Raw genomic sequence first — 18,428 nt, 5'->3', positions numbered from 1 at the left:
TCAGGCGTCCAGCGCCTCGACCACGGCGGCGATAAATCGATCGATCTGTCCGTCGCTCATCCCGACCACGTTGAAGCGCCCGCTTTCGGCCATGTAGATCGCATGGTCGGTGCGCAGCTTTAGCACCTGCTCCGGGCTCAGCGGAAGCATGGAGAACATTCCGAACTGGCGCCCGATGAAGGCCAGGCGCGGGTCCGCCGCCGCCAGCCGCTGCCGCACCGAGTTGATGCGGTTGCGCATGCCTTCCAGCTCGACCAGCCAGCGCGCGTGAAGCCCGCGGTCCTCGAGAATGATGTGCGCGCAAGCGGCGCCGTGATCCGGCGGCATCGACCACATTTCGCGCGAGTGCTGGAAGACGTGGCCCATCGCCGTCACCGTCGCCTCGACCGAACCGGTCTTGACCCACAGCGACCCGACACGATCGCGATAGCAGCTGAAATTCTTGTCGCAGCTCTGTGCGATGACGACCTCGTCGCACGCCGAGAGCATCAGCCGGACGCCGAACGCGTCCTCTTCGAGTCCGCGGGCGAAACCTTGGTAGGCGATGTCGATCAGCGGGATGAGGCCGCGGTCGACGACGACGTCGCGCACCTCGCGCCACTGGTCTTCGCTCAAGTCGGCGCCGGTCGGATTGTGGCAGCAGCCGTGGAGCAGGGCGATATCGCCGGGCTTGGCCGACCGCAGCGTCTCCACCATGTCCTCGAAGCGGATCGCGCCCTGCCCGCGCTCATAATAAGGATATTCGACGGCTTCGAGCCGCACGGCATGAATGATCGGCGCGTGGTTTGGCCAGCTGGGCATGCCAAGCAAAACCCGCGCCTGCGGGTTCGCGGTCGCGAGCAGCTCGAAACCGAGGCGCAATGCGCCGCAGCCGCCGGGCGTCTGGAGCCCGGCAATGCGCTGATCCCCGGCATGCTCACCGAGCACGATCGGCCGCAGCAGTTCGGCGAAACGCTTGTCGCCGGCAATCCCCAGATAGGCCTTGGTCACCTGGGTATCGACGAGCCGCTGCTCGGCCTCTTTCATCACCTTCAGGATCGGCGTGTTGCCGGCGGCGTCGCGGAAGACTCCGACCCCAACGTCGATCTTGTCCGGCCGGGGATCGGCATTGACCATGCCGATCAGCGCGATGAGCGAGTCAGCTGGAACGGGCTCGAGATCGGCGAGGCTTCTCGCCCTGGCGTCGGTGCGGGTCAGCATGGAATCGCGATTAGCGAAGTCAGGCGTCGTAATCCACTGCGACGCCGTCGCCGAGCGGAACCGACTGGCAGGTCAGCACATAACCGTCCGCGACCTCCTCATCGGTCAGTCCGTAGCGCGCGGCCATCTCGACCTTGCCTTTGGTGACCTTCGCGCGGCAGGTCGCGCAGACGCCGGCCTTGCAGGCGAACGGCGCGGGGAGGCCCGCGGCGCGGGCGCTGTCGAGGATATTGCCCTGGCTGAAGGCGACCCGACGGGTGCGACCGTCCAGCGTCACCGCGACGCTGACCCCTTCCGCCTTGGTCTGCAGCTCGGCGATTTCGCGCGCGACCGCGCCGGCGGGGCGATCGGCGGTGAACCGCTCGATGTGGATCCGTTCCTTGAGAATGTTGCGATCGAGCAGCGCGCCTTCGGCCGCATCCATCATCGGCCCGGGCCCGCAGATGAACCAGCCGTCGACCTCCGCCGCGTCCGGGACGAGTGCCGGAATTGCCTCCTCGAGCCGCGCGCGGTCGAGCATGCCGTTGAAGAGGTCGATGTCCTGCTCCTCGGCGTCGAGGAAATGGTAGATTTCGAGCCGGCCGAGATGCTTGTCCTTGAGGCCCGCCAGCGCCTCGAGGAAGATAACCGAGCTGCTGTCGCGGTTGCCGTAGAACAAGGTGAAGCTGCTGCCCGGCTCGGTCCGCAGCACGGTCCTAATCAGCGACATCACGGGGGTAATCCCGGAGCCGCCTGCGACGCCGACCAGGTGCCGGCCCGCCTTTGCATTGAAGTCAGTCGTGAAGCTCCCATGCGGCGGCATGACGTCGACGGTGTCGCCGGCCTTCAATTGGTCGCCGACCCAGTTGGAGAAGAGCCCGCCGCCGATCCTTTTGACCGTCACCATCCAGTCGGCCTCGTCGGGCGCGGTGCACAGCGAATAATTGCGCCGCACCTCCTCGCCGTCGATCGTCGCGCGCAGGGTCAAATGCTGACCCGCCTTGAAGGTGAAGCGCCCGCGCAACTCGGGCGGAATTGCGAAGCGGATGGAATTGGCTTCCGCAGTTTCGGGCACGATCTCCGCGACCTTGAGCGCGTGAAAATGCTCGGCCAAGTCGACGCTACCAGGTCGCGTCGGGGTAGGTGCGGGGCAGGAACTGCATCACCGCCAACAAATGGCCGAGATGCTCGCTGTGGTGACCGCGCCGTCCGCCGAGGATTGGACGTTGATCCGCAGGTGCATCGAGTTGCGCATCGGCGAGCACGGCGGCGATGGCAGAACGATAGTCACCCTCGAATTCGCGCGGGTCGGGCGCGATCCCGCCATCGATCGCGGCCTGCAAGGCTTCGTCAACTTCGAACAACTCTGGGATGAAGCGCCAGCACCAGTCGAGGCCTTCGGTCATGCGGCGCGTGCTCTCATCGGTGCCGTCGCCGAGACGGATCGCCCATTCGGACGCCAGCTCGCGATGATAGGCGACCTCTTTCACGGCCTTGTGCGCGAACTCGCTCAGGAACCGGTCGCTCGACTGCGTCAGCCGCCCCAACAGCATGTGTTGCCACGTCGTATAGAGCAGGTGCCGGGCGATGGTCTGGGCGAAGTCGCCGTTGGGCTGCTCGACCAGCAGGCAATTTTTGAAATCGAGCACATCGCGATGGAAGGCGAGCTTGTCTCCGTCCCCCGCCTCCCCGAGCAGCAACGTTGCCTGGCCGACCTGGTCGAGCGCGAGATTGGCAAGGCTGATGTCGACCTCGAGCACCGGCCCGTGCCCGCACCACTCGCCCAGGCGCTGCCCGAGCACCAGCGCGTCGTCGCCGAGGCGCAGGAGGTAATCGTGGCGAGGATCAACAGCGACCGTCGCCATCAGATGTGCTTCACCTCGTCGGGGATGTCGTAGAAGGTCGGGTGGCGGTAGATCTTGCTTTCCGCCGGCTCGAACAGCTCGCCCGCCTGGTCAGGATCCGAGGCGACGATGTCCGCCGACGGCACGACCCATAGGCTCACCCCTTCCTGCCGCCGCGTGTAGGTGTCGCGCGCATGGGCGAGCGCGAGCTCCGCGTCAGGAGCATGAACGCTGCCAACATGGCGATGCGACAAGCCGCCCTTAGAGCGGACGAACACTTCCCAGAGCGGCCAGTCGCCAGACACTTACTCCTCCGTCATTGCGAGCGCAGCGAAGCAATCCAGCCTCGCGCCAATGGATTGCCGCGTCGCTTCGCTCCTCGCAATGACGATCGTCACGCCGCCTTCCTTGCGCGGCGCTTGGCTTCGTGGGCGGCGGCCGCTTCGCGCACCCAGGCGCCGTTGTCCCACGCCTCGCGGCGCGCCTTCATGCGTTCTTTGGCGACCGGGCCTTCGCCGCGGACCACGGCGTAGAATTCTTCCCAATCGACCTCGCCGAAATCGTAGCTGCCCTTCGTCTCGTTCCACTTGACCTCGGGGTCCGGGACGGTGAGCCCGAGGAAGTCCGCCTGCGGAACGGTGATGTCGACGAACTTCTGGCGGAGCTCGTCATTGGTCTCGCGCTTGATCCGCCAGCGCATCGACTGCGCGGTGTTGGGTGAATTTTCATCCGGTGGTCCGAACATCATCAGGCTCGGCCACCACCAGCGGTTGAGCGCATCCTGCGCCATCCGCTTCTGCTCGACCGTGCCGTTCGCCATCGCGATCATGATCTCGTAGCCCTGGCGCTGGTGGAAGCTCTCTTCCTTGCACACGCGAACCATCGCTCGGGCGTAGGGCCCATAGCTGGTGCGCTGCAGCGGCACCTGATTCATGATCGCGGCGCCATCGACCAGCCAGCCGATCGCGCCGATGTCCGCCCAAGTCAGCGTCGGATAATTGAAGATGGTCGAGTATTTGGCTTTGCCCGAGTGAAGCGCCGCGACCATCTGCTCGCGGCTGGTGCCGAGCGTCTCCGCTGCGCAATACAGGTAGAGCCCGTGCCCAGCCTCGTCCTGCACCTTGGCGAGCAGGATCGCCTTGCGCCGCAATGACGGGGCGCGCGTGATCCAATTGCCCTCGGGCAGCATGCCAACGATCTCGCTGTGCGCGTGCTGGCTGATCTGCCGCGTCAGCGTGCGGCGATAAGCCTCGGGCATCCAGTCCTTGGGCTCGATGAAGTCATCCGCGGCCACTCTTGCCTCGAACGCTTCGAGGAGCTGGGGATCCTCGAGGTTCTCGATTTTCGCGGTCTTCTGAAGCTCGGTCGTGTACATGGCGCCGATGTAGCGTTTGCCGCGCCGCGGTTCAAATGAGCGCCGCCGAGGCGAGTTCCCGAAGAACAGGAGGACAGGATGGCTGACGACTCTATACGCACCGGTTTCTCATCACTCGCAGCCCACGCCTGGGGCTGGGTTCTGCTGCGCGGCATACTCGCGTTGGCGCTCGGCGTTGCGGCGATCATGTTTCCGCTCAGCGCCATATTCGCCTTCACCTTGTTGTTCGCGGCCTACGCCTTTGTCGACGGCATTGCCTCGCTGGTCGCCGGGACGCGCAGCGCCAGGAGCGGCGAGCGCTGGGGGGCAATGGTCTTTCGCGGGATCACCGGGATCCTGGTCGGCGTGATCTTCGTGCTGTTGCCGATGCTGGCGACGGTCACTTATGCGTTCCTGACGGTGGTCATGGTGGCGGTTTGGTCGGTGATCGCCGGAATCTTCGAAATCTCCGCGGCGATTCGCCTGCGCAAGGCAATCCAGGGCGAATGGCTTCTCGGCCTGGCCGGCGCCTTCTCGCTGTTGCTTGGGATGGCGATCCTCGTGCTGGTGATCCCCAATCCTGTCGCGACGATTCTGTCGGCGGCTTGGCTGATCGCGATTTATGCCTTCGCCGCTGGACTTGTCCTGGTGGCGCAGGCGTTCAGCCTCAAGAGGATCGCGAAGCCCGTCAGCTGATCACCGCTCCGCCGATGGTGCGTGAATAGCCGGTAAACTCGGCAACCGCGCGGCCGTCCGCGGTCCGCACCGCTACGCGGGTAACGCCCGCTCTGCCCTCGCGTGCGACCTGCTCGCCCTCGGCGATCAACGTTTCGCCTTCGCTCACCTTGTCGAGGAAGACCATCGACGCCTGCGCCGCGACGCTGGCGTGGTTTGCCCCGTTGCAGATGTAGGCGAAAGCGGTGTCGGCAAGCGCGAAGATCATCCCGCCATGGGCAATCTTGTGGCTGTTCAGCATGTCGGCGCGAACCGTCATCGACAGGCGGGCATAGCCCTCGCGCGCTTCCTCGATCTTGATGCCCCAGGACGGTCCGGTGCCCTCGCCGGCCAGCATCTCGTGCGCGACCCGGTTCGCAAGTTCGTTTGCGTCCACGCCCTCTCCTTCGCTAGGCCGCAGGCATGGCTTACGAGACCATCGACTTCAAGGCGGACGGTCCGATCGCCCGCATCACGCTCAACCGTCCCGACCGGCTCAACAGCTTCACCGCGCAGATGCACGACGAATTGCGCGACGCGCTGGGCAGCCTCGGCGAAGCGCGGGTCGTCGTGCTGACCGGCGCCGGCCGCGGCTTTTGCGCCGGCCAGGACTTGAACGACCGCGCGGTTGCGCCGGGAGAAGCGGTCGATCTGGGCGAAACGGTGCAGAAGTATTGGAATCCGCTGATCCGGAGCCTGACCTCGCTGCCGCAACCGGTGATCGCGCGGGTCAACGGCGTCGCGGCCGGCGCCGGCGCGAATATCGCCATGGCCTGTGACATCGTCATCGCGGCCAAATCGGCAAAGTTCATCCAGAGCTTCTCGGCAATCGGCCTGATCCCGGACAGCGGCGGGACTTGGCACTTGCCGCGCCTCGTCGGACAGGCGCGGGCGATGGGTCTCGCACTGACCGGCGAGCCGTTGCCGGCAGAGAAGGCCGCGCAATGGGGCATGATCTGGAAGGCCGTCGACGACGAGGCGCTCGACGCCGAGGTCGACGCGACGGCCGCCAAGCTCGCTTCGCTGCCGCCGCTCGGTCTGGCGGCGATCAAGGAAATGATCCGCTCGTCGTGGCAGTACAGCCTCGATGAGGAACTGGAACGGCAGGCCGGAGCAATGCGGCGCCTCGGCTTCACCGACGATTATCGCGAGGGGGTCGCGGCCTTCCTCGAGAAGCGCCAGGCCAACTTCACGGGGCAGTAACGAGCTCGGCGAACTTTTTGAGGTCGATGTTGCCGCCCGAGACGACACAGACGATCGGACCGTCACCCGCTTTTCCTGAAAGCGCCGCGGCGAGACTGAGGGCGCCGGCACCTTCGGCAATCGCGCGCGCTTTGTCGGCGATCAGGCGCATCGACCGGCGCGTTTCGTCGAGGGTGACGACGATCGATCGGTCGACGAGCGGCCGCATCCGTTGCCACATCCGTTCCGTGACGCTTTGGCCGCCGGCGCCGTCGACGAACGACGCCTGCCAGTCCGGGAACTTCGAGGGCGCGCCCGCCGCGAGAGAATAAGCGTAAGGCGCAGCGGTCTCGGGCTCGGCGCCAATCACATCAACTCCCGGCCGCACAGCCTTCACCGCGCTACCGACACCCGTGATCAGCCCGCCGCCGCCGATCGCGCAAATGACCGTCCGCACGTCAGGCAAGTCCTCGACGATTTCCAGGCCCATGGTGCCGTGCCCGGCGATGAAATCGTGATTGTCGAACGGATGAATGAAGGTGCCCGCCATCCCCTCGAAGGCATGGGCCTCCGCGGCCTTCCAGGCTTCGGTGTAGGAGACGGGGACGATGGTTGCGCCGAGCGCGCGCATCCGGTCGAGCTTGGTCTGCGGCGCCGTCTCGATCGCCACGATGGAGCAGGGCACGCCGCGGGCCCGCGCGGCATAGGCAACGCCCTGGCCTGCATTGCCTGCGCTGATCGTCCACACGCCCCGTGCGCGCTGTTCGTCCGACAGGCAGGCGACCGCATTGGTCGCGCCGCGAATCTTGTAGGCATTGGTCGGCTGCAGGTTTTCGAGCTTCAAATAAATCTCGGGCGCGCCGGCGCCGGCGTCGAGCCTGACCAGCGGCGTGCGCAGGACCGTGCCGGCGACGCGGCCGCGCGCTTCCTCGATCTCGGCGAGTGAGATTGGGCGGACCGGATCGACCATCGACGGCGTGATGGCGCGGCGGCAGCGGCGCTGCAACCCTCCGAGCAACCGTTCGTTACGCGTCGCGAATAGCGACAGAAGGAGGACATCGTGCTCTGGACCATTCTCGTCATCTTGTTGATCCTGATGCTGGTCGGCGCACTGCCGCGCTGGGGCCACAGTGCCAATTGGGGCTATGGCCCGTCGGGCATTCTCGGCGTCATCCTGATCGTGATCGTGATCCTACTGCTGATGGGCAGGCTCTGACATAACCCTCGACCCGTCATTGCGAGGAGCGTAGCGACGCGGCAATCCAGCTGGATTGCTTCGCTGCACTCGCAATGACGGATCACGATGAAAACCGCCCAACTGCTGAATTACGAACGCGACCGCTGGGTCGCCGGCGACGGCACGCTCGCCGAGATCGCAAGCGCGATCGACGGCGCGCCGGTCGCGATGACCGGCTCGAATGGGCTCGATTTCGGCGGCATGCTCCGTCACGCCCGCGAAGTCGGCGGTCCAGCGCTAAGAAAGCTGACCTTCCACGACCGCGCGCGCATGATCAAGGCGCTCGGCCAGGCGATCATTGCCCGCAAGGAAGAGTTGTACGAGCTCAATTACCTAACCGGCGCGACCCGCAAGGACGGCTGGATAGACATCGAGGGCGGCGCCGGCACGCTATTCTCTTTTTCGTCAAAGGGCCGGCGCGAGTTGCCCGACGCCCATGTCCTGCTCGACGGCCAGCTCGAAGGCCTGTCGAAGCAGGGCACCTTCGTGGGCCAGCACATCTACACCCCGCTTCAGGGGGCGGCGGTGCATATCAACGCTTTCAACTTCCCCGTGTGGGGGATGCTGGAGAAGCTCGCCCCGACTCTGCTCGCCGCCGTCCCCGCGATCGTGAAGCCAGCGTCGGCCACCGCTTATGTTGCCGAAGCCGCCTTCAAGATCATGATTGCGGCAAACATTCTGCCGCCGGGCGCGATCCAGTTGATCGTCGGCGGGGTCGGCGACCTATTCGACCATTTCACCGGGCAGGACATGGTCAGTTTCACCGGCTCCGCCTCGACTGCGCTTAAGCTTCGCACCCACCCGGCGGTGGTTCGTGAATCGGTCCGCTTTGTCGCCGAGCAGGACAGCCTCAACGCTTCGCTGCTCGGCCCGGACGCCGCGCCGGGCACGCCCGAGTTCGACCAGTTCATCAAGGAAGTCGCGACCGAGATGACGGTCAAGGCCGGGCAGAAGTGCACCGCGATCCGCCGCGCCATGGCTCCGGCCGAATATCTCGACGCGGTCGAGCAAGCGCTCGCCGAGCGACTCGCCAAGACCAAGGTCGGCGACCCGCGCGCCGAGGATACGCGGATGGGCGCGCTCGTCAGCGTCAGCCAGCGCGACGACGTGCGTGAGAAGATCGCCGAGCTGGAGGCTGCCGGCGCGCGCATCGTCGCCGGGAATCCCGATGCCGAGCCACCGATTCCGGGGGGCGCCTTCCTGCCGCCAGTATTGTTGCGAACCGACGATCCCTGGGCCACCGCCGCGGTCCACGACTGCGAGCCGTTCGGCCCGGTCTCGACGATCATGCCCTACAAGGACATTGGGGACGCCATCGCCCTTGCCAACCGCGGCAAAGGCAGCCTGGTGTTGTCACTGTTCACTCACTCACCCGACGCCGCGCGCACCTTCGTCCAGGGCGCGGCCGCCTATCACGGGCGAATGCTGGTGCTGAACCGCGACAATGCCGCCGAATCCACCGGCCACGGTTCGCCTCTTCCGGTGCTTGTGCACGGCGGTCCCGGACGTGCCGGCGGATCCGAGGAAATGGGCGGGGTGCGCGGGGTCAAGCACTACATGCAGCGCACCGCCCTCCAATCCACGCCGGCGATGATCGCCGCGATCACCGAGCAATACGTGCCCGGCGCGCCCAAGCATGTGATCGACGTTCACCCATTCCGCCGGAGGATGAGCGAGCTCAACATCGACGACACGTGGAACACCGGCAGTCGTACCGTGACCCTCGCCGACATCGAGCATTTCGCCGAGTTTACCGGCGACAAATTCTACGCCCACATGGACGATGAAGCCGCGAAGGCCTCGCCGATCTTCGAAGGGCGCGTGGCCCACGGCTATCTGATCTTGAGCTTCGCCGCCGGCTTGTTCGTCGACCCCGATCCGGGGCCCGTGCTGGCCAATACCGGGCTCGAGAATCTGCGGTTCCTGACCCCGCTCTATCCCGGAGATTCAATGCGGGTCGAGCTGACCGTCCGGGCGAAGTCGCTGAAGAGTGAGGACACCGGCGTCGTCCGCTGGGCAGTCGAGGTCTTCAACCAAAAGGACGAGCTGGTCGCGACCTACGACCTTTTGACCGAGAACGTCCCGTAAAGCACGCAACGCCGCTCACGGCCGTTCGTTGGGTGGTCGAATTTCCTGAAAGGAGAGCGACCATGAAAATCAGCGAAGTGATGACGCGCGACGTCGAGACCATCCGCCCCGACCAGTCGGCCCAGGAAGCGGCCCGGTTCATGCTGAGGACCGACGCCGGATCGATCCCCGTGACCGATGGCGATCGCCTGGTCGGCATGATCACCGACCGTGACATCGCGGTGCGCGGCGTCGCCAAGGGCTATGGCCCCGACACGCCGGTCCGCGAGCTGATGACCGATGACGTCGTCTGCGCGCGTTCCGATGACAGCGTCGAGGACGTCGCGAGCAAGATGAGCGAGGCCCAAGTCCGCCGTCTGCCGGTCATCGACGAAAACGAGCGGCTGTGCGGCATCGTCAGCCTCGGCGACCTCAGCCGTGAAAGCGACAATGAGACCGCGGCGCAGGCGCTCGAAGGCGTCAGCCAGCCCGGAGGCCAGCACCAGCAATAGCCCTTCGAGACGGACCTTCGACGCGCTTCGCGCTCTCAGTCCCTCCTCAGGATGAGCGGCCCTGCATTATCCCGCTCATGCTGAGGAGCCGCTGAGCTTGTCGAAGCGGCGTCTCGAAGCACTTACTCAGCGCGAAGCGATCTCGTCGATGGCTTGATTGACCAGCGTCTCGTCGGCGGCCGCGTCGTGCCGCTCGGCGATCAGGCGCTTGGCCGCCCTGGTCGCTGCATCGGCTGCGGTGGCGCGCAACTGATCGATCGCGGCGCGCTCTTCCGCGGCGATCTTCTCCTCAGCCATCCGGCCGCGGCGCTCGATCAGTGCTTCCGCATCGGCCTTGGCCTTAGCGACGATTTCCTCGGCTTCGTGCCTGGCCCGCTCGAGCAAGGCTTTGCGGTCTTTGTCGACGGACTTGGCCTTGGCCGCATATTCCGCCTTCAGCGCCTCGGCCTCCTTGCGCAACGATTCCGCCTCGGCGAGCTGGTTGCGAATGGTCGCGATCTGGTCGTCGAGTGTCCTGGCAACGGTCCGATGCATTCCACCCTTTATGAGAATCGCGATGACAACGATCATCGCCAGCGCGATGGCTACGGGAGCAGTGAGAAAGCCGAATGCAGAGGGTTCGGCAGCCTGCGGCACTTCCGAAGCGATGACAGCGGCCATCACAATATTAGACATTCATTTCCGCCTTCACCGCATCAACGGCCTGCTTCTGATCGACCCTCTTGCCGGTCAGCCGTGATACGATTTCCTTAGTCGCATCTGCGGCAACGGTTTCGATCTCTGAGCGCGCCGCGTCGAGCGCGACCCGAATCTTGGCCTCAGCTTGTTCCAGCTTTGCGTTGAGCTTGTCAGCGGCGGCGTGTACCTTTGTCTCAGTATCCTTGGCACTCGCCTGCTTGGCCTCGTTCGAAAGCTTGGCCGCTTCCGCCCGTGCAGCGTCCATCCGTTCGCGCCACGCTGCTTCCGTCTCGTCAGCCGCGACCCGCGCAGCCTGAGCATGGGCGAGATCGTCGGCGATCCTCTTCTCGCGCGTTTCGACCGTCGAGCGGATCTTCGGCACCATCCCTCGCCCGATGACGAAATAAATGATCCCAAATACCACCAACAGCCAGAACAGCTGGGAGAAGAAGATTGCCGAAAGCTGGTTGATCTGAGGCATAGCTGACCCGCTAGCAACGACGCGCGGACTAGTGCGACGGCGGCGCGTAAAGGATGATGATCGCGACGACCAACGCGATAAGTCCGAGCAACTCGGCGAGCGCGAAGCCGATCAGGACCCGGGTAAACTGACTGTCCGAAGCAGCAGGATTGCGCACCGCGCTTTCCAGGAACGGGCCCCAAACATTGCCAACGCCAATCGCGGCGGCACCAACACCGATGGCGGCAAGGCCGGCACCGATCACTTGGGCAGATGCAAGATCCATAACGAACTCCTTTTTGAACTAGTGAAGGTTGACCGCGTCGTTGAGATAGACAGCAGTCAGCAGGGTGAAGACGTAAGCCTGAATGAGGCAGACCAGAATTTCGAGCAGCCCGATGAATACAACAAACAGGAAGCTGACCGCACTGACGCCGAAGCCGAGCGCGCCGCCGTTCAGGCCGCTCACGATGAAGCTGCCGAACACGTCCATTAGAACGTGACCAGCAAGGATAGCGACGAACAGACGAAGGCCGAGGCTGAATGGCCGAACCAGGAAGCTGATTAGTTCGATCGGGAACAGGAATGCCTGCATGTACCAAGGCACGCCTGGCGGCAAGAACAGCGAAAAGAAGTGGAATCCGTGCCTGGTGAACCCAACGATCAGGACCGTGGAGAAGCTGATGACCGCAAGGACGCCGGTGACGGAAAAATGACTGGTTGATGCAAATGGATGCAGCCCCGGAACGATCGCGAACGGCAAAATCCCGAGAAAATTGGCAACCAGGATAAAAGTGAACAGCGAGAATAGGAGCGGTTCGAACTTCTTCCCTTCCGGACCGATCGTCGTTCCGGCCATCTTGTCGATCATGCCGGTCAATTGCTCGACGGCCATCTGCCATCGTCCGGGCACGAGCTCGCGCTTCATGCCGACGCCGATGAAGACGACGATTACGCCGAGCGCGATCAGCATCCACAGTGCGCTGTTCGTCAGGCTGATGTCGTAGCCGCCAACACGAAGGGGAACGATCGGCTGCACCTCGAACTGGTGCATCGGGTCTAACTTGGCTCCGCCCGCCACTTGTATCCTACCTCTTTTTCGCCTGACCGTCGTCGCCCGCAGGCGTCGTCTTGGACCAATAATAAACGTTCCGAATGCCGACGCCGAAGCCCACGAACATCAGGATAATCATGAACAGCGGCTTGGTCCCGAACAGCGTGTCCAAGCCCCAGCCAAACAAAAATCCGCCCGCCGGAGCGCCGATCATCTGTCCAGCCATCCGCTGGCCGAACTGGCGGGTCCGATCTGGCTGCGCCTTAGCGGCCCTGTTGGCTTCGCGCTGCTGCGCCTGGTCGAGCCGCTCGTCGAGCGATTCAAGCCGAGCGTCGGGCGGAAGCTTCGGGGCCTGTTCGGTCTCGTCCTCTGCCATGCGTCTCCCCTGTGCGTCGCCCCTGCTGGAAATCCACAGGGCCAGGCAAGGACGAGGAACATGGCGGAAAGCGACACCGCCAAGGCGCCGCCCCTTTATGAACCGGAGTTTAGATAGTCAACCGCGCGGCCGTGCTCAGCGGCAGTAGTCAGGAACCGGCGCCGGCTGGCCGGCTGCGCGCCGCCGCCACACCCCGTCGGCAAGCAAATAGGCCTGCCCCACCCCAACCCGCGCGAGCAACTGGCACCCAGCCGTGACCCCTACCTCCTGCGGGCTCGCCCCCTTCTGGGAGCCGAGATTGCTGTAGAGGGCGCGCCGCTGGATATTGATCCTGGAAACCTGAGACCGAACCGCCGGAGCTACCGGTCCAGCGATGCCCAAATAGCCGTCGTAGCGCTCCCCTACGCCGCCCACCGCGCGGGCAGCATCGACCGCCGGCGTTTGCGCCGCTGCCGGAGCCGCGACGATGATCAGCGCGAGGGTAAGTTGGCGTATCATGGCCGCGTCGGAGGCGCTGGGAAGGCCTGCGGGTTCTGCTGTATCAACCGCTGGACATCCTGCTGAAGCCGGACAAGCACCTCTTGCTTGATCGCAACGTTGAGGTTGATCTCGATCGGCTTGTCGGGCGCCTTGACTGTCACGCAGCTCGTCAGAGGCAGCGCCAGCCCTGCTCCGGCAATTCGCATCGTCGTTTTTATACAGCTTCTCATGTCACTTCTCGCTTGGTGGGGATGTGGGGGTGACCTGGACGTCATTGGTGGGGGTAATCGGCGTTTGCTCTTCTTCCTTGCGGTTCTGCTCGACCACGACGTCGAGGCTCGGGGAGTCGATCGGGAACGGCAGCACCGGCGCGATCGCCTCGCGCGGATCCTTGAACGCCTTGGCCATCTGGATCAGCGCCCGGAACGGCCCGCTGATGTTCAGGTTGAGCTTCAACGGGACCTTGCTGAAGGCGCCGCGGATGATCTTGCCGGCAAGTCCGCCGCCGCTTCCCAGCGAGATCTTGTCGATGGTTATCCTGGTCGCGAACTCGCCGGCTAGATCGCCGTCCAATCGCACGATCATCGACCGATATTTAAGGTCGCGAAGCAGCTCAAACACGGCACCGGCCATCATCCCGGCCTTCGGCTTGGTGCCGGAATATTTGAACTCGCCGCCGGCCGGCCGCGAATCGAGCCGACCGCCAACAATGCGGCCGCCGTTCTCGTCGAAGATCATCGGCAGCACGCCGTCGAAGGTGCCCGTAATCTCGAGGCCCGAGAAGCCAAGGCTGTCGACGAACTGCTTGGCGTCGAAGCCAACGACTTCGAAGGTCAGGCGCTTAGCCGTCGGCCGGGCGAAATTGAGCACCGTCTCATGGAGGATGAGGCGCCCGCCCATGAACGGCCAGTCGCCGCGCTCGATCTTGACCAGTTGGTTGGGCAGCAACTGGTAGCGGATCACGCCATTCTCGACGAGGATGCCGGGGTTGATCGACTTGACGCTGAGCACTTGGCCTGGCGGCGTGGTCATGCCGAGCAAATCATCGAAATGGACCGTGCCGCTCATGCCGGTCACCGGGCCGAACGGCGCGGCGAGGTCGAGGTTGGCGGTCGAGAAATCGCCGCTCGAGGTGACTTTGCCGAGAGTATTCCAGTCGATCCGGCCGTGGCCGGTGATCGTTCCGTTGACCAGCGCAATGACGCCTTCCGTAAGCCGCGTCAGCTCCTCGGGCTGGAGGTTCGGCCCGAAGACCAGGCTTGGGACGTTCAGGTCCGCGTGGCCGGCGCCGCTCGATAGCTGATGCTCGATGGCCACATTGGTGACGAGCGTGCTGTCATGCCTCAGCGCCCCGTTCGCGTGGACATAGTCGCCGGCGAGGGTGAGGTGCACGTCGTCGCTCTTCAGCGGATAGAAGCGTGGGTTGGCGTCGCGGTCGGAAACCGTGAGCGCGCTGTCGACGCTCAAGTCGCCGTGATGGACGCGCCAGCTTCCCGACGCGTCGCTCAGAAGCAGCGGCACGTTGCCGATGGTCGCTCGCGCGTCGCCGAACCTGCCGCTGATGCCGGCGCCGACGAAGCTGCCATTGAGCCGCGCGGCATCGAAGACGATCGGCGATGCCGGCTTGCCGAGCCGCAGGCCCAGGCGGTTGAAGACAAAGTTCTTGCCGATGATCTGGCCGCCGCCCGCAGCCAGATGGAGCGGCGAGCTGCCGAGCCGGCCGTTGAGCACCGGGCCGCTGAACCGGGCGCTCGCCAGGACCGATCCGCCAGGGCTCTTCGAAATGATCGCCGGGCCGATCGGGCACACCGGCAGGCGGGTCTGGCCAAGCTCCAGCACGCCGGTGCGCAGGTAATTGAAGCTGATCACCGCGCACGATGTGCCGAACGCGAAGGTACCGCCCTTGCCGATGCGCCCGGTGATCGGGAGCCGCAGCGCCTGCACCCGCCCGTCGGGGAACGGCCCATCAAGCTGAGCCAAAGTACTGACCTGGGTGGTTCCGCCGGGGCCCGGCCCGAAACGGATCGGGCTGAGCGCCAGCCGCTGGCCATTCGCCGAGTAAGGCGCAAGCTGCGCGACGCCGTTCATCGGCGCGCCCGGGCTCGGCTGGCGAAGCGACACTCGGCCGGTGGGCAGGCCGCCACCCGCCATCTCGATATCCCCGTCGATTCTGAGCCCGCCCGACGGCCAGTAATAAGTCACCCCGCTGCCCCCAGATACGCGGGCGCGCGCGCCGTTCGGCCCCTTGATGTCGGCGCCGGCGATCCGCGCGCCTCCGCCGGCGGGGAAATTGACGATGCGGATCGCCCCGGCGCTGTTGAAGTTGTGCGCCGTCCGCGCGATCGCGTTGCCGATGCTCGACGCGATCGGGCCGATGGGTGTCTTGAGCGCGGCGGCAAGCGGTTCGGTCACGCCGGCGATCATCGACGGAGCGAGGCTGGCGCTGTCTGCGGCAAAATTGCCGACCAGGGCAAAGGTGCCTTCCCGCGAATTGAGGCCGTAGCCGCCGTCGAGCCGCGTACGGTCGGCATAGATGGTGCCGAGCCGGGACTTCTGCGCTGCGAGCTTCACCCGGCCTTTAACGTGGTTGAGCTGCCCCTCGTAGGTCAACTCACCGGCGGCAGCCGCAAGCCCGTTCGCTCCGGCGGTCATCGATTGGATCGCCATCAGCCCGCTGCCGTCGACGGTTGTGAACGCCTCGTTGAAGCTCGCCTTGGCGTCGAAACGCGGAGCGACCACCTCGAACCGGCTCGCCGGGCACGCAAAACGGCTGAGCGTAACCGGGCCTTCGACGCGGGCGCGCCTGGCGACCACCGCGACCGCGGCGTTCATCCGCAGATCCTCGGCACCGCAGCGGCCCGGGACGAGACGCGGGCTGGCCAAGGCCGCGCGGCCCTTGAAGCCGCCACTCAGCTGACCATTGCCTTCCAGCGCGAGGCCGAGAGGGCCGAACGGCGTCGCCAAGGCGATGCTGCTGTCGGCGATATCGAGGGAAAAGGCGGGCAGCGCGAAGGGCTTGTTGGTCGGCGGCGGAAGCAGCTTGTCGATCTGGCCCCAGCTGACCTTACCGCGAACCAGCTTGCCACGGAGACGCACCCCGCGCGCAAAGACCCGGTAGACCTCGAAGCTGCCGTCCCACTTGAGGCGCATCTGGATTATGGCGTGCCGCGCGGTCAGGTCGGGATGTTTGGGGTCGCCGATGACGAGATCGTGGACTTCCTGGGTCCTCAGGCCGACGCGGTCGAGATGATAGGTCGCCTGGACCCCGCGCCGCTCGAACTCGCCTTTGAGGAAATGGGTCGCGATTGGCCGGCGCTCGATCCATACTCCCACGATCACGAGGGCGAGAAACAGCAACACCGCGAGCGTTGCGAAGCTCGCGATTCGCCCCCACCGTGGGCCGCGCCGTACAATCACGGTTTGCTCGTCATCCGGCCGTTCAGCCATGGGCCTTACTAACCCGCTTGTGCCGGGACCGTTCCAGCGGCGGCATGACCCCTTCCATCGCGCCGACATCTATGGTTGGTAAGCATTGCTCGGACCAGTCGCAGAAGGGGCGGCATGAACGGTCGCGCGAGTAGCCAGGAAGAAACCGATACGACCGGCGGGCATCGCGGGCGACTGCGGCGGCGGCTCCTTGACGGCGGTCCCGCTGGCTTTCTCGATTATGAGTTGATCGAATACCTCCTCGCGCTCACCATCCCGCGCGTCGACACCAAGCCGCTGGCCAAGCGCCTGCTTCAGGATTTCGGTGGGATTGGTCCGCTGCTCTCCGCCCGCGCCGAAACGCTTCGAAACGAAGGCCTGACCGATTCCACCGTCGCTGCACTGAAAATCGCTGAAGCGACCGCGCTTCGCATGCTGGAAGCGAGGATCGAGGGCCAGCCCGTACTGTCTAGCTGGGAGGCGCTCGGCGACTACCTCCACGCGGCCATGGCCCATCGCCGAACCGAGGAAGTCCGCATCCTCTTCCTCAATGCCAAGAACACGCTGATCGCGAACGAGGCTTTGTGGCAGGGCTCGGTCGACGAAGCCTCGGTCCACGTCCGCGAGGTCATTGCCCGCGCGATTGCGCTCGGCGCGACGGCGCTGATCATCGTCCACAATCACCCGAGCGGCGATGCCAGCCCAAGCCAGCAGGACATTCGCCTCACCCGCGACCTGGTCGACGCCGGCCGCCACATGAAGATTTCGGTTCACGACCACGTCATCGTCGGCGCGCAAGGGCGCACCAGCATGCGGGCGATGGGGCTGATCTAGGGATTGATCGCGCGGATGCGCACCGGTCCGGACGGCGAGACATGGTCGAACCACACCTGGCCGTCGCCGATCATGAGACCCTGGTCACGGACGAACAGCCGATCGAACCGTTGGCTGACGATCGCACCCGTGACCCGCGGCGTGAAAATCTTGCCGTAATCGCGCCGGACCGAATCCGCATCGCGATAGAGCTGGCTGCGGCCATTGGAATTCACCCGCAGCGGAAAAGCGACCAGTCGAATCACCGCGTCTCGATCATTCGCCCGGACGGCCGCCTGCAGGCCGGTAAGGAACGCAGCGTAGGCGCGATCCTTAAGCACCCAATCGGGCGCGATCGGCGCATACCCCCCTTCCGCGCGCGCCCTCTTTGATTTTTCCACGGGCGGTGCGCGCATCAGCGAGCCCGTAACCACGAGTTCGTCCGCCACCGCCTGGCCGGCGCGGTTCTGCGCCAAAGCCGGGGCGGGAGGCGGAGGCGGCGGCGGTGCCGCGACGGGCGCGGCTATCATCGCCCGAGGTTCTGGCGCCTCTTCCAACGCTTCTTCATTGCTCGCGGCCGCACCGATCTCTTGTCTGTCGCGGCTTTCGGTGACGGCGACGTCGCGGTGATGAACGGGAGGCGCAACCGACGGCTCTTCGGTAAGGCGAGTGACGGGCGCTTCCGGCGGCAGTGTCGGCGCAACGCTGGTCCGGCGGACCGCCGTCACGGATGGCGCGGGCACTGACGATTGGGGCCGCGGGCGGAGATCGTCGCTGCGAAGCGCGATGAGGGCGGCGGGAATACCCAACACCGCGACCAGCGCGGCGGTCACCAGCACTCCGAACTGCGGCTTGCGGGTCCAGTGCAAAGACCTCGGCGCGGACGCCGCCGGCTTGTCTTCCACGCCATCGAAGCGGCGCATGGCTGCGGCGATTGCCGCGTCGCGCGCCGCCGGCCGCGGTGGCGGTGGGTTGGGCAACAGCGCGGAATCACGTTCGGCAGGCATCGCAAGACCTCATAGCGGCATGTCGCCGCAACGTCGAAGAGAGCG

Annotated in this window: 22 protein-coding genes; 6 read left to right on the top strand and 16 right to left on the bottom strand. The window is 65.3% G+C overall.

From position 1 onward, the window contains the following. The 5 genes from N539_RS16630 to paaA form a co-directional block, all read right to left on the bottom strand. Positions 1 to 1,200 (bottom strand): amino acid aminotransferase, encoded by a 1,200-nt coding sequence (locus tag N539_RS16630; RefSeq protein ID WP_051531735.1) that lies wholly within the window; start codon positions 1,198 to 1,200, stop codon positions 1 to 3. A gap of 19 nt (positions 1,201 to 1,219) precedes the next feature. After that, a complete protein-coding gene (locus N539_RS0110430; protein ID WP_028970210.1) occupies positions 1,220 to 2,293 on the bottom strand; it encodes a 2Fe-2S iron-sulfur cluster-binding protein in 1,074 nt (357 codons plus the stop codon). Positions 2,294 to 2,300: 7 nt separating this feature from the next. Beyond that, entirely contained in the window at positions 2,301 to 3,044 is a 744-nt protein-coding gene (gene paaC, locus N539_RS0110425) for a 1,2-phenylacetyl-CoA epoxidase subunit PaaC (protein WP_028970209.1), read from the bottom strand. Next, the gene (gene paaB / locus N539_RS0110420; protein WP_028970208.1) at positions 3,044 to 3,328 is read right to left on the bottom strand and encodes a 1,2-phenylacetyl-CoA epoxidase subunit PaaB; all 285 of its coding nucleotides are present in this window, start codon (positions 3,326 to 3,328) and stop codon (positions 3,044 to 3,046) included. Before paaB ends, paaC begins: the two co-directional genes overlap by 1 nt. 89 nt (positions 3,329 to 3,417) lie before the next feature. Then, the gene (paaA, locus tag N539_RS0110415) at positions 3,418 to 4,398 is read right to left on the bottom strand and encodes a 1,2-phenylacetyl-CoA epoxidase subunit PaaA (RefSeq protein ID WP_028970207.1); all 981 of its coding nucleotides are present in this window, start codon (positions 4,396 to 4,398) and stop codon (positions 3,418 to 3,420) included. Positions 4,399 to 4,476: 78 nt separating this feature from the next. On the opposite strand from paaA, the gene N539_RS0110410 reads away from it, so the two are divergent. Beyond that, positions 4,477 to 5,073: an HdeD family acid-resistance protein gene (locus N539_RS0110410; RefSeq protein WP_028970206.1), complete on the top strand. Its 597-nt coding sequence runs from the start codon at positions 4,477 to 4,479 to the stop codon at positions 5,071 to 5,073. On the opposite strand, the gene paaI is transcribed toward N539_RS0110410, so the two are convergent. Continuing rightward, positions 5,066 to 5,488, bottom strand: coding sequence for a hydroxyphenylacetyl-CoA thioesterase PaaI (paaI, locus tag N539_RS0110405; RefSeq protein WP_028970205.1), 423 nt, complete (start codon positions 5,486 to 5,488; stop codon positions 5,066 to 5,068). The two genes, N539_RS0110410 and paaI, sit on opposite strands and share 8 nt — an antisense overlap. Before the next feature lie 26 nt (positions 5,489 to 5,514). On the opposite strand from paaI, the gene paaG reads away from it, so the two are divergent. Then, entirely contained in the window at positions 5,515 to 6,294 is a 780-nt protein-coding gene (gene paaG / locus N539_RS0110400; protein WP_028970204.1) for a 2-(1,2-epoxy-1,2-dihydrophenyl)acetyl-CoA isomerase PaaG, read from the top strand. Here the strand turns inward: paaG and N539_RS0110395 are convergent. Further along, entirely contained in the window at positions 6,281 to 7,243 is a 963-nt protein-coding gene (locus tag N539_RS0110395) for a threonine ammonia-lyase (protein ID WP_028970203.1), read from the bottom strand. The two genes, paaG and N539_RS0110395, sit on opposite strands and share 14 nt — an antisense overlap. 90 nt (positions 7,244 to 7,333) lie before the next feature. On the opposite strand from N539_RS0110395, the gene N539_RS18240 reads away from it, so the two are divergent. The 3 genes from N539_RS18240 to N539_RS0110380 all read left to right on the top strand — a co-directional run bounded on the left by N539_RS18240 (position 7,334) and on the right by N539_RS0110380 (position 10,089). After that, the gene (locus tag N539_RS18240) at positions 7,334 to 7,489 is read left to right on the top strand and encodes a DUF3309 family protein (RefSeq protein ID WP_231463016.1); all 156 of its coding nucleotides are present in this window, start codon (positions 7,334 to 7,336) and stop codon (positions 7,487 to 7,489) included. 87 nt (positions 7,490 to 7,576) lie between these two features. Beyond that, positions 7,577 to 9,598 (top strand): phenylacetic acid degradation bifunctional protein PaaZ, encoded by a 2,022-nt coding sequence (gene paaZ / locus N539_RS0110385; RefSeq protein WP_028970202.1) that lies wholly within the window; start codon positions 7,577 to 7,579, stop codon positions 9,596 to 9,598. Positions 9,599 to 9,660: 62 nt separating this feature from the next. Continuing rightward, positions 9,661 to 10,089: a CBS domain-containing protein gene (locus tag N539_RS0110380; protein WP_028970201.1), complete on the top strand. Its 429-nt coding sequence runs from the start codon at positions 9,661 to 9,663 to the stop codon at positions 10,087 to 10,089. Positions 10,090 to 10,215: 126 nt separating this feature from the next. On the opposite strand, the gene N539_RS0110375 is transcribed toward N539_RS0110380, so the two are convergent. From N539_RS0110375 to N539_RS16620, 8 genes are all read right to left on the bottom strand, one after another. Next, positions 10,216 to 10,764 (bottom strand): F0F1 ATP synthase subunit B family protein, encoded by a 549-nt coding sequence (locus N539_RS0110375; RefSeq protein WP_037552733.1) that lies wholly within the window; start codon positions 10,762 to 10,764, stop codon positions 10,216 to 10,218. Next, complete coding sequence (locus tag N539_RS0110370) at positions 10,757 to 11,248, bottom strand: F0F1 ATP synthase subunit B family protein (RefSeq protein WP_028970199.1); 492 nt, start codon at positions 11,246 to 11,248, stop codon at positions 10,757 to 10,759. The genes N539_RS0110375 and N539_RS0110370 overlap by 8 nt, the downstream gene beginning before the upstream one ends. Positions 11,249 to 11,276: 28 nt before the next feature. Continuing rightward, positions 11,277 to 11,513, bottom strand: a complete 237-nt coding sequence (locus N539_RS0110365) for a F0F1 ATP synthase subunit C (RefSeq protein ID WP_028970198.1) — start codon at positions 11,511 to 11,513, stop codon at positions 11,277 to 11,279. Positions 11,514 to 11,531: 18 nt separating this feature from the next. Beyond that, positions 11,532 to 12,281: a F0F1 ATP synthase subunit A gene (locus N539_RS0110360; protein ID WP_037552732.1), complete on the bottom strand. Its 750-nt coding sequence runs from the start codon at positions 12,279 to 12,281 to the stop codon at positions 11,532 to 11,534. A gap of 34 nt (positions 12,282 to 12,315) precedes the next feature. Further along, the gene (locus N539_RS16625; RefSeq protein WP_051531732.1) at positions 12,316 to 12,657 is read right to left on the bottom strand and encodes an AtpZ/AtpI family protein; all 342 of its coding nucleotides are present in this window, start codon (positions 12,655 to 12,657) and stop codon (positions 12,316 to 12,318) included. 135 nt (positions 12,658 to 12,792) lie between these two features. After that, entirely contained in the window at positions 12,793 to 13,155 is a 363-nt protein-coding gene (locus tag N539_RS0110350; RefSeq protein ID WP_028970196.1) for a YdbL family protein, read from the bottom strand. Beyond that, positions 13,152 to 13,343: a YnbE family lipoprotein gene (locus N539_RS0110345; RefSeq protein ID WP_028970195.1), complete on the bottom strand. Its 192-nt coding sequence runs from the start codon at positions 13,341 to 13,343 to the stop codon at positions 13,152 to 13,154. The genes N539_RS0110350 and N539_RS0110345 overlap by 4 nt, the downstream gene beginning before the upstream one ends. 25 nt (positions 13,344 to 13,368) lie before the next feature. Then, a complete protein-coding gene (locus N539_RS16620) occupies positions 13,369 to 16,584 on the bottom strand; it encodes an intermembrane phospholipid transport protein YdbH family protein (protein ID WP_197018404.1) in 3,216 nt (1,071 codons plus the stop codon). Between the two features lie 114 nt (positions 16,585 to 16,698). Here N539_RS16620 and radC point away from each other — a divergent pair, with 114 nt between their 5' ends. Beyond that, positions 16,699 to 17,397 carry a RadC family protein gene (radC, locus tag N539_RS0110335; RefSeq protein ID WP_028970194.1) on the top strand — a complete coding sequence of 233 codons (699 nt, stop codon included), beginning with the start codon at positions 16,699 to 16,701 and terminating at the stop codon, positions 17,395 to 17,397. Here radC and N539_RS17865 read toward each other — a convergent pair. Continuing rightward, a complete protein-coding gene (locus N539_RS17865) occupies positions 17,394 to 18,383 on the bottom strand; it encodes a hypothetical protein (RefSeq protein ID WP_051531730.1) in 990 nt (329 codons plus the stop codon). The genes radC and N539_RS17865 overlap by 4 nt on opposite strands. Positions 18,384 to 18,428: the final 45 nt, after the last annotated feature.

It is taken from the genome of Sphingomonas sp. URHD0057 (assembly GCF_000620665.1).
GTDB lineage: Bacteria > Pseudomonadota > Alphaproteobacteria > Sphingomonadales > Sphingomonadaceae > Sphingomicrobium.
Note: the sequence above shows the minus strand (reverse complement) of the source record. Positions and strands in the feature narration are given on the sequence as shown.